At 47.0% G+C, this 16,644-nt stretch carries 14 protein-coding genes; 1 reads left to right on the top strand and 13 read right to left on the bottom strand.

The window, feature by feature from the left end:
• Positions 1–8 precede the first annotated feature (8 nt).
• The 5 genes from BTA31_RS02355 to BTA31_RS02335 form a co-directional block, all read right to left on the bottom strand.
• On the bottom strand, positions 9–3,998 hold the full coding sequence (locus tag BTA31_RS02355; protein WP_076788753.1) for a lamin tail domain-containing metallophosphoesterase family protein: 3,990 nt from the start codon (positions 3,996–3,998) through the stop codon (positions 9–11).
• Positions 3,999–4,096: 98 nt separating this feature from the next.
• Positions 4,097–4,456, bottom strand: a complete 360-nt coding sequence (locus BTA31_RS02350) for a phage holin family protein (RefSeq protein WP_043926657.1) — start codon at positions 4,454–4,456, stop codon at positions 4,097–4,099.
• Positions 4,453–4,653 (bottom strand): PspC domain-containing protein, encoded by a 201-nt coding sequence (locus BTA31_RS02345; protein WP_043926658.1) that lies wholly within the window; start codon positions 4,651–4,653, stop codon positions 4,453–4,455. Before BTA31_RS02345 ends, BTA31_RS02350 begins: the two co-directional genes overlap by 4 nt.
• A gap of 4 nt (positions 4,654–4,657) precedes the next feature.
• On the bottom strand, positions 4,658–5,752 hold the full coding sequence (locus tag BTA31_RS02340) for a DUF4097 family beta strand repeat-containing protein (protein ID WP_076788752.1): 1,095 nt from the start codon (positions 5,750–5,752) through the stop codon (positions 4,658–4,660).
• 25 nt (positions 5,753–5,777) lie between these two features.
• Positions 5,778–6,104, bottom strand: a complete 327-nt coding sequence (locus BTA31_RS02335; protein ID WP_043926660.1) for a DUF4870 domain-containing protein — start codon at positions 6,102–6,104, stop codon at positions 5,778–5,780.
• Between the two features lie 212 nt (positions 6,105–6,316).
• Here BTA31_RS02335 and BTA31_RS02330 point away from each other — a divergent pair, with 212 nt between their 5' ends.
• Positions 6,317–6,547 carry a hypothetical protein gene (locus BTA31_RS02330; protein ID WP_043926661.1) on the top strand — a complete coding sequence of 77 codons (231 nt, stop codon included), beginning with the start codon at positions 6,317–6,319 and terminating at the stop codon, positions 6,545–6,547.
• Here BTA31_RS02330 and BTA31_RS02325 read toward each other — a convergent pair.
• The 8 genes from BTA31_RS02325 to ctpB all read right to left on the bottom strand — a co-directional run bounded on the left by BTA31_RS02325 (position 6,544) and on the right by ctpB (position 16,553).
• Entirely contained in the window at positions 6,544–6,936 is a 393-nt protein-coding gene (locus tag BTA31_RS02325) for a VOC family protein (protein WP_204513328.1), read from the bottom strand. The two genes, BTA31_RS02330 and BTA31_RS02325, sit on opposite strands and share 4 nt — an antisense overlap.
• A gap of 143 nt (positions 6,937–7,079) precedes the next feature.
• Entirely contained in the window at positions 7,080–9,953 is a 2,874-nt protein-coding gene (gene uvrA / locus BTA31_RS02320) for an excinuclease ABC subunit UvrA (RefSeq protein ID WP_076788750.1), read from the bottom strand.
• A gap of 7 nt (positions 9,954–9,960) precedes the next feature.
• Positions 9,961–11,946 (bottom strand): excinuclease ABC subunit UvrB, encoded by a 1,986-nt coding sequence (uvrB, locus tag BTA31_RS02315; RefSeq protein WP_043926664.1) that lies wholly within the window; start codon positions 11,944–11,946, stop codon positions 9,961–9,963.
• 182 nt (positions 11,947–12,128) lie between these two features.
• A complete protein-coding gene (locus BTA31_RS02310) occupies positions 12,129–12,362 on the bottom strand; it encodes a CsbA family protein (RefSeq protein WP_043926665.1) in 234 nt (77 codons plus the stop codon).
• A gap of 119 nt (positions 12,363–12,481) precedes the next feature.
• Positions 12,482–12,775 carry a DUF5316 domain-containing protein gene (locus BTA31_RS02305; protein ID WP_076788749.1) on the bottom strand — a complete coding sequence of 98 codons (294 nt, stop codon included), beginning with the start codon at positions 12,773–12,775 and terminating at the stop codon, positions 12,482–12,484.
• Between the two features lie 122 nt (positions 12,776–12,897).
• The gene (locus BTA31_RS02300; RefSeq protein WP_076789008.1) at positions 12,898–14,109 is read right to left on the bottom strand and encodes a PDZ domain-containing protein; all 1,212 of its coding nucleotides are present in this window, start codon (positions 14,107–14,109) and stop codon (positions 12,898–12,900) included.
• Between the two features lie 299 nt (positions 14,110–14,408).
• Complete coding sequence (gene swrA / locus BTA31_RS02295; protein WP_003185659.1) at positions 14,409–14,762, bottom strand: swarming motility protein SwrAA; 354 nt, start codon at positions 14,760–14,762, stop codon at positions 14,409–14,411.
• 351 nt (positions 14,763–15,113) lie between these two features.
• Positions 15,114–16,553, bottom strand: a complete 1,440-nt coding sequence (ctpB, locus tag BTA31_RS02290) for a carboxy-terminal processing protease CtpB (RefSeq protein WP_076788748.1) — start codon at positions 16,551–16,553, stop codon at positions 15,114–15,116.
• Positions 16,554–16,644 lie beyond the last annotated feature (91 nt).

Below are 16,644 nucleotides of genomic sequence, written 5' to 3'. Positions count from 1 at the left end.
TGCCCCACTTAGGAAAACAAATGCTTTTTACGTTCACAAATGAAAACCGCCGCCAGCCACAAGCTGATTTCTGCAATTGGGAGGTTTGTCCCTTGCTTTAAAATCATGCCGGCCGGCGGGGGGCTCCCCGACAATTGCCTCAGGGCCGAGCCCGCCTCGGCTGTTTGATCTATTAAAAAGGATTTCAAACCGGCATTTTTTGTCGTCAATTTCCACATCTGAGACCTGCTTTTGCCGCCGTATTGATCAGAAGCTGCGGCGTACCAGAAATAGGTTGTATTCGGCTGCAAATCCTTCCACGTTACTGAAGCCGTCTTTCCGCTTTTCACTGTTTTTGCTTCCCCAATTTCCTTGTTCGAAAAGACATTCAGCTCAAAATAATCGGTTTTAACCTTTTTCTTCCGCGGTTTCAGATCCGTTTTGATGTTGAATTCGTCTTTCGGGCCGAATTGGTGCGGATCATAAAAATTATAGTCGTCAAGATATGGCGAATACGTTTTGACATGGATCGTGTCATGCTTCGGATCCACATGGAGAATTCGCAAATAACCTTGGCCACCTTCAGGACCGCCCTGATAGTCGGCAAGCATTTGATAAACCTTGCGATCCGGTTTGCCGTCCCCGTCATCATCAAGCTTGTCGACTTTTAAGTTTGAGCTGTGATAGTGACCGCTTAACACGGCGATCACATTCGGATTCCGCTTGATGATCTGTTCAAATATTTTCTCCCCGATTGGACTTCTGCTTCCGCTGACAAGCAAAAACTCGTGAAATGACAAAATCGCTTTTCGGTCGGGATGGCGTTTCAGAACATCATCTATCCACTGCAGTTCTTTTTTTCCGATTCCCCACCCCATCGACACCATGATATAGTCGTTGCCCCCGCTGGAAATGAGGTCGTAATGGCCTTTGTTATTCTGATAAGACCCGCCGTAATGCGGTTTTTGTTTAAAACGGCTTTCCCCGAAGTACTTGCCGAATTTCAAGTAAGACCGGTCTTTATGGCTGACATCGTGATTGCCCGCCAGCACGCCGTATGGAACTTGATTGTCATCGAGAACTTTCATGAACTGATCGGCGCGCTTCCATTGCAGCGGCTGATCCGCTTCATCTACAAGATCCCCCGTATGAAAGACGTACTGAATGTTCAGCTTGTCCTTTTGTTCTGCGATCCACTTGACCTGACGTTCAAAAATGTGCGGATAGCTTTCCGAATAATATTGCGTATCAGACATCCACACAAATGTATAGTCATTTTGCGAAAGCTGAATTTGATCCTGAATGATGATGCTCGCCTTGGATTGGCGAATATAATCGGCAGCTTTTATACTTCCTTTGAGGGTAAAAGGTTTGTCATCCTTTGCAACATGGAATGTCAGCGTCTCCCATCTCTTGCTGGTCCAATTCCAGGCGAACATGGAGACTTTTCTGCCAGGAAGCGAACTGCCGCGCCACAGCACTTCTACCTTGTCGTTCGGCCCCGTATTTTCATCCACTTTTACATCAAAGCGATGGTACGGAAACTTTGTTGTTGATGACGTTTCAAAACCTTTTCCGTCAAGTGCGGACATGCCGCTGCGCTCTTCTTTTGTCAGCGCCTTTTCCCCGCTGACCGCAAAGCTTTGCGGAGGTTCCGTCCCGCTCTCGTTCGCTGACACATCAACATGCTTTTCATCTTTTACTGTGTACTGAAACCCCTGATGGAATGACACTTTCATCTTATCTTTTGTCGGGTCCTTGACGCGTACGGCCAGCTTAGCATGTGTGCTGCCGGGTGCATTTTTGACCTGGGCGGGCTTGTGCGGCTTTTCCTCTTTAATATAAAATACCTTTTTCACGATTGATAGGTTGCCGGCGCTGTCCTCCGCTTTTATTTTCAGCTCGTGCTTTCCCGCATCCAGAAGGGCAGAAGATACGAGATAGGGAAGCGCAATCTTTTTGCCGTCAAGAAAGGCTTTTATCCTTTTCAGCCCGCTCCATTTATCGTGTGCGGCCGCATTGATCTCAAACGATCCTTTATACGTCCTGCCGTCTTTTAATGACGTTTTGATCTCAGGACCTGTGTTATCGACCGTCACCCTACGGATGAGCCTTTCTTCGCCATTCTCCGCTTCAACGATGTGCTGCCCTTCATCCCAGGCGCGTGTATGCCATTGACTAGCGAGCGATGCAAACTTGGCTTCCGGAATCGAAAAATGGAATTCATACCATTCATGCGCCCCAGGGCCGTCACCGGCCGGAAGTTCGGCTTTCGGATCGTCGTACCGCTCATCGCGGATGATGGTCCCATCCGCTAGTATGAGGCGGGGGTTCTTGAGGACAAAATCATCCCTGTTTTCTTCTGCAGTTTGTTCAAATGGTGTTGATTTCGTGCCTGAACGAACTTTAATTGCAAACGGCTTTCCTTTTTTAAATTCATCCGGAGAAACCGGGACCGTAATTGTCGCATACCGGCGGCGCGAATCGTCAAAAACTTTTTGAACCCTCTTGCCGATCGTTACAGCATTTTTAAAATACAGATTCGTTTGATTGACATCGAAAGCAAAGTAGGCTTTTTTTTCAAGCGCCGGCTCACCTTCTTTTTGTTCAATCCCGTCAATACGAATTGTCGTTTCAGAAGGCGGCTTTTCTGACGTGGCTTTCAGCAGCATTTTTCCGGAAACGGTTCCGCCTTCGCTTACATTCAGCCTGAGTCCCTTCAAAATGCGCTGTTCGAGCGGTATCGTTTTCTTTTCAGTCGACGTGACATTTGATCCATCAGCTGCCCGCATATAGTACTCCACTTTTTCTTTGCCAATGAGCTCGGCAAAGTAGATATTGTGGCGGTACAGGCCGTCATTACGGCTTTTTTCAACACGGACTTCAGTAAACGGCTCATCATCATTCATGCGGTAGAAAAACTGCGCCTGTTTCACTTGCCGATTGTCTTTCATATCAGCTAAGAGCTGGATCGTTTCTCCCGGTTTTACCGCTTGATGATCCGTCATGTCATGGATCTCCGGTTTTTCTCTATCCGGCATAACCGTCACCGTCTGTGAAGGAACCTGCGCCTTCAGAAGTGAACCAGGCGACGGTTTTTCTTCCCCGGCCGATATGATTTTCATATGCTTCGTTCCGTCCAGCGGATATCGATAAAGAAGCGCTTTATTTTTAGCGACATCGTTTTTATCCTGCTCACTTTGATAACGGGCGGATGCGACCTCTTCCCCGCTGTTTGTGCAGATGATCACTTCTCTCGGCCCGGTATTCGCCATGCCGCTCCCTTTGAGAACAGATAGCGTTTTGCCTTCACGAAGGTGAACACCGTAATGCTGATTGAAATCATCTTCCGTCAAATGCCCGTTTGAGCGGTTTTTTACCCAAAACACGTGAGTTTGGCCGGAGGGAATCGTCACATCATCTTGTTCAAAAGGCCAGATGGCGTCTGATTCCTTGCCCTTTTCGGGATGTCCGTATTTGATTTTGTAGCTGTTCAGATGAACAGCTTTATTGGTATTGTTATAAACTTCAATAAATTCATAGCCATCTTTTACACCGCTGTTTGATGTGTCGACAACCATTTCCGTGATCAGCAGCTCCGGAAGGTTTTGTGTATCCGTACGCATGCCTTTCAGGGCGACAGTATACACATCGGTCTTCACAGAGGAATCACCGGCTTGAGCTTCAATGTAATACTGGACTTTGTCGGATGCTATGGATTCGCTTTCTAATTTGGCAATATAGCCGTTCTGTTTGCCCGGCTCCACTTCCATCGGAATCGCCCGATACGGCAATTCGTCATGCTGCTTGTAATACAGAATGACCGTGTCGGCGGCCGCATGCGCGGAAAAATATAAGTCATCTCCTTTTTTCACTTGTTCAACAGGAGTGTGCCTGATGACCGGTGAACCAGGCTGAATATGCTGTTTTCCCGCTGCGGACGAAATCGGCATCTGCAAGGCAAAAAATAAAACTGCGGCCAACAACAAAAGGGTTTGGCGATTTCTGTACTTTTTCATCGTCTACCTCCCTTTCGTATTTTGCCTTTACAGATCATTTTTATGAAAGAGACATTCGGGCGAAAAAAAAGAAGCCTGATGATTCATCAGACTTCAGCTTATTTTTTGGACATCGGTTCGATAATTGCTTTTTGAATGAGCAAGTGGAAAACCGACAGGACGATCGACGCAAAAATGGCTGTCCCAAAGCCGTCCAGGTCAAAATTGTCCCCCATAATGGACGCGGTCATATAAAGAGTGATCGCATTGATGATAAACAAAAATAAACCTAACGTAATCACTGTGACAGGCAGCGTCAAAATCACCAGCACCGGCTTCACAAACATATTTAAGATGGATAAAATCAAGCTTGCCGTAATGGCTGCCCCGATGCTTCTGACGTGAACCGCATCAAAGTAACCGGCAATGACGATTAATAATAAGGCATTGACAAGAACGTTTATGATCCATCTCATCATCTGTTGACTTCCCCTTCATTCGGCACTAGGAATACCCAGACAATATAAATCAGCAGAACGGGAAATCCGGTCGAAAATATAAATAATAGAACCGTAATGATTCTCAGCAATGACGCATCCATATTTAAATATTCAGCAAGACCCCCGACGACCCCGGCAATCTTTCTGTCTGTTTCGGATCGAAATAGCCTTTTCATTGTATCACTCCTGTGTATGGTTTAAATGGATCGATCCTGTCTTCGATTCCAAAAACACGGTCATGCTATCATCATGATTTTGATTTGCTTTTAGATACATTTCTTTCTGGATTGTCTCGTTTTTTTCCTTTAAAATTTCCGCATCTGACAGATCATGAGACAGAGAACCGAGATTGCTTTTCAGCTCCGCTGTTACCGCGCAGTCCCGTGGAACATTCAGCTCTACGCTTCCCGTCGTTGTTTTCACATATGCTGTCCGGCAGTGCGGATTTTTGACTGTTGCAGCAATATTGCCGTTAAAGCTCTGCAGGTCAAGCGCCTCGCATGAACCTTTAAGATCGATCAATCCATTGATGGTTTCCGCTTCAATCTCTCCGCAAGTATGGTCGGTAAGTTTGATTTGTCCATTTGCAGTTTCCAATGAAGCTTTTCCTGCCGTGAGTGCAGAGAACGACAGCACGCCGTTTGTCGTTTTGGCAGACAGCTCTTTTACGTTTAAATGTTCCCCTCTGACCGGGCCGTTAAACAGCTTAAAGCGGATTTTGCCGTACTCTTTGTCCGGTATATAGACGGTAAGGTTGGTCTTCATTGTTTTTTTCTCCGTACGGATCGTGAACTTATCGCCTTCCACACCGCAGTCGATATGCTGGAGAAAAGCCTGCCTTGCTTCATCCTGATTTTCGGCCCGGTACACTTTTGCCTGACATTCGACTCTGATGTCGGAATCGCTCCACGGTACAAGGTTGACGCTGCCGTTGGCAAGCTGAATATCCAGAGTCGAAAAATCGGTGTCTTTGAACTGGAATATATGTTGGACATCGAACGAGTGCCCGAAATTCAAATCCAAGTCTGCTTCTTTTACTTTTTTTACAGCGGTATCAATCCATTCGAACAGTTTGGAACCGATCGAAGGCTTCGGTTCTTTTTTCTTTTCACTGTAGAAATCCTCCGAATCAATGACATCCTCAGATAAAGCTGTCACCTTGCTCTCGGTTTCCCTGTAGTCTTCTTCAAGTTTTTCGATCAGGATCAGCGCCTCTTTCGCGGACAGCTTCCCTTCCTCGACCAATTTTAATATTCGCTCTTTCTCATGCTTCATGAAAAGCTCCCCCGTTCTCCTTCTTTTAGGCCTGAGTCAGCATTTTAATCCCTTGAACAACGTTCCAGACCACAATAATCAAACTGATGATCCCGAAAAAAACGAAACCTCCGATCATAAAAATGACCGCCAAATAACCGCCATCATTAAAGATAAGCGTACCGCTGATCGCGCCTGCTGCCAATATGACTACGCTTATAAACGGAATAATATGCGAAATAAGCGAACGCATCGCATGCTTTTTTGTTTCTTGATCATCTGTTATAAAATACGCAGCGATTGGCAAAATAAGCGGGGCAAAAAAAACACTAAAATAACAAATTGCTGAAATCAGCGCGTTGTTTCTCGTCATACATAACACTCCTCATCATGTAACCGTTCTTGTAAGTCTAATGTACAGTGACCTTATACTCAGTTTACGTGTATCATGGCCTTTAGGTTTCATTTTCATTCGATCGGCGTGCGTCAAACTTCGCGAATTGATTTTTTTAGATTTTATGAATAGATTCTTTTTTTATAACCCTTTAAAATATGTGGCAAAACCAATGAAAAGGAGCGAGCGTTATGAAACAGAAATCGGAAGTATACGCCTCATCCGCCTCCCAGCTTCTTAGTCTGATTCAGGAACAAAAAAGGATGAATCAGGAGATCGTGAACCGATTGGAAGCGATCAATTCCGCTCCTCCGCTTTCCAGCGAAATCCGCTATTTAAAGGTTCTGCTGAACAGCAGCAGCACCCACATTTTAAACAGTATGATTGAAGCGGCCAAACACATCAGCCGGACTGAACGTTAATCGTTCTGACGAAGTTCGTTTGATATTTCTAGCAGATTTCCGTCGGGATCTCTGATATAAACCGAAACGATCGGCCCTTCAGCGCCCGTGCGCTCTGCGGGGCCTTCTTCAATCTTAATAGACAGCCCCTCCAGATGACGAATCACATCATCAATGCCTGTATTTGTGATGAAACACAGGTCAAGGGAGCCGGGCACCGGGTGCTGTGCCTTCGGCTCAAATTCTTTTCCGGCTTCGTGGAGGTTTATTTTTTGGCTGCCGAATGTCAGCGCTTTTCTTCCTTCTCGAAAAGTGACCGCGTCCATCCCCAGCACACGGATGTAAAATTCGCATGTCGCATCAATGTCTTTTACCGTCAGTACCAAATGATCCATGCGATCAATCTTCATCACCCCATCCCCCTTTATTGTTTGTTTTTTTACGTTATAACAGCTATTGAGTAAAAGAGCAATGAAAATCTTTTAAACAAAGCTTGCCGCGGATCATTCGGCCATTGAAAAAGCTGCCGACGTGACACCGGCAGCATGTTTCTTTACGGTCTGACAGCTTCTTTTTCTTGAAGCCGCTTCTTCATTCTGTTTTTGTCGCGTTCAATGATCGGTTTTAAATAGCGGCCGGTATATGACCCTTCGACTTTCATGACTTCTTCGGGAGGTCCTGCAGCCACGATCATCCCGCCGCCGTCTCCGCCTTCAGGGCCCAAGTCGATCAAATAATCAGCAGCTTTTATAATATCGAGATTGTGTTCGATCACAAGCACTGTATCTCCGTTATCGACCAGGCGCTGCAGAACGGCCAGAAGCCTTGCGATATCATCGACATGCAGTCCTGTCGTCGGCTCGTCCAAAATATAAAGGGATCTTCCCGTTGAACGGCGATGAAGTTCAGATGCCAATTTGACCCGCTGCGCTTCTCCCCCGGAAAGCGTTGTAGCCGGCTGTCCGAGCGTAATATAGCCAAGACCGACATCATACAGGGTCTGCAGCTTGCGCTTGATTTTCGGGATGTTCTCAAAAAATTGAACGGCATTCTCGACCGTCATCTCAAGCACGTCAGAAATATTTTTACCTTTGTACGTAACCTGAAGCGTTTCACGGTTGTATCTCTTTCCGTGGCAAACCTCACAAGGAACATATACATCGGGCAGGAAGTGCATTTCGATTTTGATGATTCCGTCGCCTTTGCAGGCCTCACAGCGCCCGCCTTTGACGTTAAAGCTGAAGCGCCCTTTCTTGTACCCTCTGACTTTCGCTTCATTCGTTTGGGCAAACACGTCGCGGATATCATCGAACACGCCGGTATATGTGGCCGGGTTTGACCTAGGCGTCCGGCCGATCGGAGACTGGTCGATATCGATCACTTTATCGAGGTGCTCGATTCCTTTTATATCTTTGTACTCTCCCGGTTTCGCCTTCGCCCGATGCAGTTTCTGAGCCAGCGTTTTGTGGAGAATTTCATTGACGAGCGTGCTTTTCCCTGATCCCGATACCCCGGTAACAGCTGTGAACACGCCGAGCGGAAACTTCACCGAAACATTTTTCAAGTTGTTTTCCTTTGCCCCTTTTACCTCGATAAAACGGTTGTCAGGCTTCCTTCTCTCAGCAGGAAGAGGAATGAATTTTTTCCCTGAGAGGTACTGCCCTGTCAGCGATTGATCATCGTTCATCACTTCTTCCGGTGTTCCGGCGGAGATCACTTCTCCCCCGTGTACGCCCGCGCCGGGTCCGATATCGATTAAATAATCGGCGGCAAGCATCGTATCCTCGTCATGCTCGACGACGATCAATGTGTTTCCGATATCCCTCATGTTTTTGAGCGTCTCAATCAGACGGTCGTTATCGCGCTGATGAAGACCGATTGACGGCTCATCAAGGATGTAGAGGACACCGGTCAGCCTTGAGCCGATTTGCGTTGCAAGCCTGATCCGCTGCGCTTCTCCCCCCGACAGAGTGCCGGCAGCGCGGCTGAGCGTCAAATAGTCAAGCCCGACATTGTTCAAAAATCCGAGCCGCTCTTCAATCTCCCGCAAAATGAGGTTGGCGATCTTCATGTCTTTTTCCGAAAGTTCAAGTTCACGGAAAAATTGAAGGGCGTTAGAAACCGACATTTCGGTTATCTTACCGATGTGAAGGCCGTTTATCAGCACGGCGAGGGATTCCTTTTTCAGACGGTAGCCTTTGCATGAAGGGCACGGCTGATTGGCCATATATTTTTCCATCAGTTCACGAACGTAATCCGAGCTGGTTTCTTTATAGCGTCTTTCGATATTGCGGATGACGCCTTCGAACTCAATGTAGTTTTCCCGGACTTGTCCGAAGTCGTTTTCATATTTGAAATAAATCTGCTCGCCTCCGCTGCCGTAGAGGATTTTTTCAAGGTGGTGCTTCGGCAGCTCCCTGACCGGAACATCCATATCGATTCCATAGTGGCTGCATACCGCTTCAAGCAGCTTCGGATAATATTGGGAGCTCTGCGGTTCCCAAGGTGCAATCGCATTCTCCTTTAGCGACAGCTCATCGTTTGGGATGACGAGCTCTATATCGACTTCCAGCTTGGACCCGAGGCCGTCGCAGCTCGGACACGCGCCGAACGGGCTGTTGAAAGAGAACATTCTCGGCTCGAGTTCACCGATTGAAAAACCGCAGTGCGGGCAGGCATGATGTTCGCTGAAAAGCAGCTCTTCCTGTCCGATCACATCGATGATCACGCGGCCTTCGCCGAGGCGGAGCGCCGTTTCGAGCGAGTCTGTGAGACGGGCGGTCACGCCTTCTTTTATGACGATGCGGTCGACGACAACTTCGATCGAATGCTTTTTATTCTTTTCGAGCTCGATGTCCTCTGAGAGGTCATTCATTTCGCCGTCGATCCGGACTCTTACATAGCCTTGCTTTCTGATTTGATCGAGCACTTTCACATGCGAACCTTTTCTTCCAGAGACGACCGGCGCGAGCACCTGTAGCTTCGTGCGCTCGGGATATTCCAAAATTCTGTCCGTCATCTGTTCGATCGTTTGCGAAGTAATTTCAATGCCGTGAACCGGGCAAACCGGCTTTCCAATTCTGGCAAACAGCAGCCGGAGATAATCATAGATTTCCGTCACCGTTCCGACTGTCGACCGAGGGTTCCGGCTCGTTGTTTTCTGATCGATGCTGATCGCCGGCGACAGGCCTTCAATCGCATCAACGTCGGGTTTGTCCATCTGTCCTAAAAACTGGCGGGCATAGGCGGAGAGAGACTCGACATAGCGCCGTTGCCCCTCTGCATATATCGTATCGAACGCAAGGGATGATTTCCCTGATCCCGAAAGACCTGTCAGCACGACAAGCTGATCCCTCGGAATAGAGACATCGATATTTTTCAGATTGTGGGCCCTTGCACCTTTCACCTCAATTCGTTTCGTTGCCATTCTCTATTCATCCTTCCGATTTTAACTCTAGGAGCAAGTCGCGAAGCTCAGCGGCACGTTCAAAGTCAAGCGCTTTTGCGGCTTCCTTCATGTCGCTTTCCATTTGAGCGATCACTTTTTCCCGCTCTTTCTTCGTCATCTTCGAAAGCTTCGGCTCCTCTTTCACTTGATATTCTTCCTGTTCTTCAGCAGCATGAGTTGCCCGGATGACGTCCCTGATCTTTTTGTTGATCGTTTTCGGCGTAATGCCGTGTTTTTCATTATAGGCCTCCTGCTGTTCGCGGCGGCGCTTCGTTTCATTGATTGCGATTTCCATCGAGTTGGTGATTTTGTCGGCATACATGATCACGCGGCCTTCGGCATTTCTGGCGGCGCGGCCGATCGTTTGGATGAGCGAACGCTCAGACCGCAAAAAGCCTTCTTTGTCTGCGTCAAGAATGGCGACAAGTGAAACCTCCGGAATATCGAGTCCTTCCCTCAGCAGGTTGATGCCGACGAGAACGTCATGCTTGCCGAGGCGAAGGTCGCGGATGATCTCGATCCGCTCCAGCGTTTTAATCTCAGAATGCAGGTATGTGACCTTGATTCCGATTTCCTTCAGATAATCCGTCAAATCCTCGGACATTTTTTTCGTCAGCGTAGTGACGAGAACGCGTTCATTCCGCTCGATTCTCTGCTGGATTTCGCCGATCAGATCATCGATCTGCCCTTCAATCGGTCTTACCTCAATGATCGGATCGAGCAGCCCTGTCGGCCGGATGATCTGCTCTACCATTTCAGGCGTATGCTCAAGTTCATAAGGCCCCGGCGTAGCCGACACATACACGATGTTGTGAATGTGCTTTTCAAACTCTTCAAACCTGAGCGGACGGTTATCCAAAGCGGAAGGCAACCTGAAACCGTGATCGACGAGAACTTGTTTTCTCGCCTGGTCTCCGTTGTACATTCCTCTGATCTGCGGCATGGTGACATGCGACTCATCGATGACCAGCAGGAAATCATCCGGAAAGTAATCGAGCAGCGTATATGGAGTCGAGCCTGCCGGACGAAGCGTCAGATGTCTTGAATAGTTTTCGATGCCCGAGCAAAAGCCCATTTCGCGCATCATTTCCAAATCGTATCTCGTCCGCTGTTCCAGACGCTGCGCTTCAAGGAGCTTGCCTTCTTCACGAAGCGCTTTAAGGCGCTCTTCCAGCTCCTCTTCAATGTTTATGATCGCTTTCTTCATCTTTTCTTCGCGTGTGACGAAGTGGGAAGCCGGGAAGATCGCGACGTGTTCCCTCTCCCCTAAAATTTCGCCTGTCAGGGCATCCACTTCCCTGATCCGTTCGATTTCGTCCCCGAAAAATTCAACCCGGATGCAGTGCTCATCCCTTGAAGCCGGAAAGATCTCGACGACATCGCCGCGCACCCTGAATGTTCCGCGCTGAAAGTCGATATCATTCCGCGCATATTGGATGTCAACGAGCTTTCTGAGCAGCTCATTCCGCTCGATTTCCATTTCCGTTCTGAGCGAGAGCACCAGTTCCCTGTATTCCTCCGGAGAACCCAAGCCGTAAATACAAGAGACACTCGCCACAATGATGACATCTTTGCGTTCAAAAAGAGCTGACGTGGCAGAGTGCCTTAATTTATCAATCTCATCGTTAATGCTGGCATCTTTTTCGATAAATGTATCAGTCTGGGGCACGTAAGCCTCAGGCTGGTAATAGTCATAATAGCTGACAAAATATTCGACTGCGTTGTTGGGGAAAAATTCTTTAAACTCGCTGTACAGCTGCCCGGCGAGCGTTTTATTGTGGGCGATGACGAGAGTCGGTTTGTTGACTTCTTTAATCACGTTTGACATCGTAAACGTCTTTCCTGTACCGGTTGCCCCCAAAAGCGTCTGATGCTTTCTGCCTTCATTGATTCCTTTGACAAGCTGATCAATCGCTTTCGGCTGATCCCCCTGGGGCTGATAATTCGAGACTAATTCAAAGCGGTCGTTCACAAAAAAGCCTCCGTTTCTTTACGAAATCTTCCTGTTTATTATTTTAACACACCCAAAGCAAAAATACGAACTAAAGTTCGGTTTTTGTGTTTTTCCACAAAAGCCGACCATTCCTGATCTATCAAAAAACCCCTCCTTTTTGGCATCAAAAGCAGGGCTTCACGGCAATCATCCTTACGGTTCTATGAGTCTTCCTTCTTTTCGCCCACCTTTTTCGCCACATAGAGCGAACCGGCCACGAGCGAGGCGATATCAAGTCCTACAATAAAAAAGGTTTCCGTATATCCTTTTAAATATGAAGCGAACAACAGCGCTGCAGTGAGCGCAATCCCGACGTAATGGTTATAGGTCACCCTTGTAAAAAACAAGACAAGCAAGAAAGGAAATATCAGTGCAAAAACGGCTTTTGTAAACACAAAAACCCTCCTTACGTTTCTTGATCTTATTCGATTATATTAAAGAACAAAGAAACGGACAAACATGGACACTCATTCATTTTGTCCATCATCATGCCGCGTTATTCGAAAATCAGACGTTAAAAGGCGAAAAAGAACGAGATTCCGGCGGCCAGGAGGTTCGGCATCGCAAAAATGGCGAGCACATTTGCCAGCTTGCCGTTCCACTCCCTGTGCTCTTTCGTTTCCGAATCGTGATTTCCCCTAAACCGGTCACCGCTCACAAATACGCCGGAACATAAAGCAGATAACAGAATTGCGCCTAGGCCGGCGGCTCCTGAAACTTTGAAAATCAACGTCCAATCCCCGGCCGCAGCCGAAACCAATACAGCTATCAAACAAACGAAAGCACCGGCGAGAAAAGCCTTTTTCATCAATCATTCTCCTTCAATCCGTTCTATCCATCATCCTAGCGGAACGTTTTGTAAAAGACAACCAAAAGTTTCCCACAAGGCAAAAGCAAAAGCGCCTGAAAGCGGCGCTTTTTTAACATCGGTTATTCTGTTTCTGCTGAGGCTGCTGCCTCGGCATGCTTCATCACCGCATCCTCTTCTTTTACAAAGATGATGCCGAGCTCATGATGCTCCCCTTCATATGAAGCTCTTTGTTCAAAACGAATTTCATTGTTTAAACCGACGACTTCAAGCTTGAAGAAAGCCCGGTTCTTCTGAAGCGCTTCGTAGAAGTCCGCCGCATTTTTCACTTCAATCCCGTTGACCTTCGTGATGATTTCGCCGATCTTGAGACCGAGACCGGCTGCCGGCGTGTTCGGAATAATCCCGAGAACCATCAGCCCCTGGTCTCTCTTTGAAAAATGGAAAGGAGCGGAATTGTCGTTCATCCGCTGCTTCCAGGATAAAAAGGCTCTTCCTGCGATCGCCGCTGCCGCGGCAAGAGCGGCAAGCGGAGTCCACCATACGCTTCCTGCCGCGATCAGCAGAATGATGATACCAAGCACGCTGATGCGCCTCGCTGTAATTTTAATGCTTTCAATCGGAAGCGATCCTTGAACCCTTTGGCCGAAGCCGATGAAATACGGAATCCACAGGAGCTCAAAGCCGCCGTTAAATGACAAAACGGGCCACCACGGAACCGATGATTCGATCGCATGTCCCGGAATGAGAATGAACAACGGCAGCAGCCAGGTTCTGCCCGCAATCTGCTGTCCGATTGGGAGACCTCTTGTGCTCATGACGATCGCAGGGGACGTTTTGACATGTGCCGTTTTATAGACGAGCACTCCTTCCGCCACCAACAGAAGTCCGAGCAAGACGGCAGCAGCCGGCCAATTCGCGAGGGACAGTTGCGGCAGAAACGCGTCAAGCGCTCCGAAACCGGTGTATTCAATACATAAACCAACGACGATGCTCACGCCAAGCGTATATGCCGCTGACAGCAGACTCTGTCTGAAAGTTAAAGCTGCGGCAACGCTGAATGCCGCTATTAAAACCAGCATGCCCATCGGAAGATACAGCCCTAAGCCGAACGAAACAATGGACAGAACGAGTCCTGCCAGAAGTCCCTTGGAATATGTAAACTTGAACTCGTCATAAATATCTTCAATACGCGTATGGAATGTCTTTCTTTCACGTTTGATCCGGGCATAGCCGTAAGCAAGACTCATGATCATCATAAAATAGAAGAGCGGGTGCAAAAAGAACAATCCTGCTCCTTTTAAAAGTTCAATTAAGCTTTCTTCAACAGACAAGGGAACGTTCACCGCCTCAGCCAAGCATTTCAGGCCGCCTTAAATACAGCAGCTTTTTAACGTTGGATATTTTAGGGAAACCCAGCTTGTCTAAAGCGTCGGCATGAGGAAATGACGGGCGGCCGTTCAGGCGGGATGCCTGAGCCGTCAGCCGCAGAAACTTTCGTCATGATGCTTTAACGCCGGTGCTTTTCAAGCGCATTCGTGACGACAAATGCTGGCACCTTTAGGCAAGCTGGTGCATTTATTATTATTATTCTAACAAATAATAAAATGCTTGGGTATGGTAAACGTGAGGTTTATTTCTCCTGGCTCATCCAAAGCGTCACATTCGACAAAGAAAAGTCTTTCAGGTAATGATTGACCTCGACATCAAGAATATCTCCTATCAGCTGCATTGACCGCTTGATATCGGTCAGATTGATGCCGAGCCGCTTGTGGTTGTCCATCAAGTAGTTGAAATAAAGTTCCGCGCAATCCTCATTGATATCTTCCACACTTTCGACCGAAGTGTAGTTCACGAGGTATCTGCTGAACAGCATAAGCAATCCTACTGCCTTTGTAGCGGAAAACGTAACGTCTTGTGATCGAACTTTTAACTGCTCCACTAATTCATAGTATTTTTTCTCTCTCACAATACTTGCCCTTTTCAATCGTGTACCCCCATTTATTATTTATATATAAGAAAAGCGCAAGCGTCAGACGACTCCACCAACAGAGACGAAGAACGCAAACAGCGCTAACATTCTCCGCAAAAAAAATGCACACATTATAATTCTTGAAAAAGCTTTGGTTCTATTTTAAAAAGTTTTCCTTTGTTATACAACTTGCAAAAGTTACATTTTTACTGCATCTTTACATCCTTATAAAGTCTCCCATACACTTATGTTATCGGGTCATTTCTATTCATTATGAATGTTTTTTTTATGAAAAAACAAAAATTTTAGGTAAAAAGATTGAGAATTTACTTTCTGAGAATAAAAAAAGTGAGGACATCCTTGCCCTCACTTTTTGTTAAACAGCACTTTTAATGCGGCTTGCAGCTGAAGATCGTTCTTTTCATTCATTTTTTTCTCTTCAATCCGCAGGTTCATGGTATTTGCCGTTTTTTGGTCAATGATTCCCGTTTGTTTCAGCTTGTTCTCTGCCTGAAACGCCATAACGGCTTTTTTGGTGCTTTCACTGTAATAGCCGTCTTCCCGGCCGGGGACAAACCCGAGTCCTTTCAGCAGGAACTGCGCCCGTTTAATTTCATTGTTGTTCATATCCGGCTTGAGGGGTTCCTTCAGCTGTAGAGGCCCAACCGAGAAATATACAGGCTGTGTGACTGGAACGGTCGGCTGAATTCCTTGCTTATGGATCCAATTCCCTTTAGGTGTCAGCCATTTGTACAGCGTCAGCTTAATATTGCTTCCGTCTCCCATCGGGACCGCCTGCTGAACGGTTCCCTTCCCAAAAGAAGGATCACCAACCACGTCGTAGCCCTCGGCTTCTTTTAATGCACCTGCAAGAATTTCTGACGCCGAAGCGCTGCCCTTGTCCGTGATCACGCTCACAGGATATGGTTTTTTCTCTTTTAATTTTGAGAAATATTGTTTTTTATTTCCGTTTCTTTCGGCGATTTGTATATAAGGATGATCTTTTGTCACAAAATGTTTTAAAATGTCTTCCACACTTTGCAAGTAGCCGCCCGGATTTCCTCTTACATCCAAAACGAGCCCTTTTATTCCCTTTTTCTCAAGCTTTTTCAGTTCAGCAGTAAAATCTTTTGCCGTATGTTCGGAAAAGGAAGATATTGCGATATAGCCGACAGGTTTGTCCTGTACTTTTTTAATGGAGGCAAACACCGTTTCCAGCGGTATTTCATCGCGCTTAATCGTAAATGTCAGCTGGTCTCTCATGCCGGGTCGGTGAACTTTCAGCGTAACCGTCGATCCCTTTTTGCCCCTGATCTTTAATACGGCGTCATTCAAATCCATTCCGGCCATGGAATCCCCGTCGATGCTGATGATTTCATCGTTCGGCTTTAATCCGGCTTTCTCTGCCGGAGACTGTTTAAAAGGAGAGACGATAATGATTTTCCTGTCTTCCATTCCGATTTCTGCGCCGATTCCTTCAAAAGAGGAATCAAGGGAATCTGAAAACCGCTTTGCCGTCTGTTTATCCATGTAAACCGAGTATGGATCATTCAAAGTTGAAAGCATGCCTTGTATGGCTCCTTCCAACAGTTTTTCCCTGTCGACCTGCTCCACATATTCATTTGAAATCAGGTCATATGCTTTCTCAATTTTCTCCAATTCGTTTCTAGCGGTGCTTTTGGCTGCAACTTCTTCAGCCGCTGATGCTTTTGGAACGACATCATGAAACGGAATCGGGCCGGCGCCTGTTACCAAGCCACATAACAGGCTGAGCGCAATGATGAGCCGTGCAATCTTCTGATTCATCCTGTACCTCCTCTTCTGCCTGCACTATGTTTTGTTGCTTGATGTAGTATGCGCCAAAACAGCCCGTATCATGTAATCGATTTTCCATTGG

Origin of the sequence: Bacillus haynesii (genome assembly GCF_001969855.1) — a bacterium.
Classification (GTDB): Bacteria; Bacillota; Bacilli; order Bacillales; family Bacillaceae; genus Bacillus; species Bacillus haynesii.
Note: the sequence above shows the minus strand (reverse complement) of the source record. Positions and strands in the feature narration are given on the sequence as shown.

Bases quoted from the DNA above. Each gene is read 5' to 3' on its own strand.
- BTA31_RS02345 (WP_043926658.1), bottom strand. From the start codon at position 4,653: ATGAAAAGGCTATTTCGATCCGAAACAGACAGAAAGATTGCCGGGGTC.
- BTA31_RS02330 (WP_043926661.1), top strand. From the start codon at position 6,317: ATGAAACAGAAATCGGAAGTATACGCCTCATCCGCCTCCCAGCTTCTT.
- BTA31_RS02305 (WP_076788749.1), bottom strand. From the start codon at position 12,775: ATGAAAAAGGCTTTTCTCGCCGGTGCTTTCGTTTGTTTGATAGCTGTA.
- BTA31_RS02355 (WP_076788753.1), bottom strand. From the start codon at position 3,998: ATGAAAAAGTACAGAAATCGCCAAACCCTTTTGTTGTTGGCCGCAGTT.
- BTA31_RS02340 (WP_076788752.1), bottom strand. From the start codon at position 5,752: ATGAAGCATGAGAAAGAGCGAATATTAAAATTGGTCGAGGAAGGGAAG.
- ctpB (WP_076788748.1), bottom strand. From the start codon at position 16,553: ATGAATCAGAAGATTGCACGGCTCATCATTGCGCTCAGCCTGTTATGT.
- uvrA (WP_076788750.1), bottom strand. From the start codon at position 9,953: ATGGCAACGAAACGAATTGAGGTGAAAGGTGCAAGGGCCCACAATCTG.
- BTA31_RS02325 (WP_204513328.1), bottom strand. From the start codon at position 6,936: ATGAAGATTGATCGCATGGATCATTTGGTACTGACGGTAAAAGACATT.
- BTA31_RS02335 (WP_043926660.1), bottom strand. From the start codon at position 6,104: ATGACGAGAAACAACGCGCTGATTTCAGCAATTTGTTATTTTAGTGTT.
- BTA31_RS02350 (WP_043926657.1), bottom strand. From the start codon at position 4,456: ATGATGAGATGGATCATAAACGTTCTTGTCAATGCCTTATTATTAATC.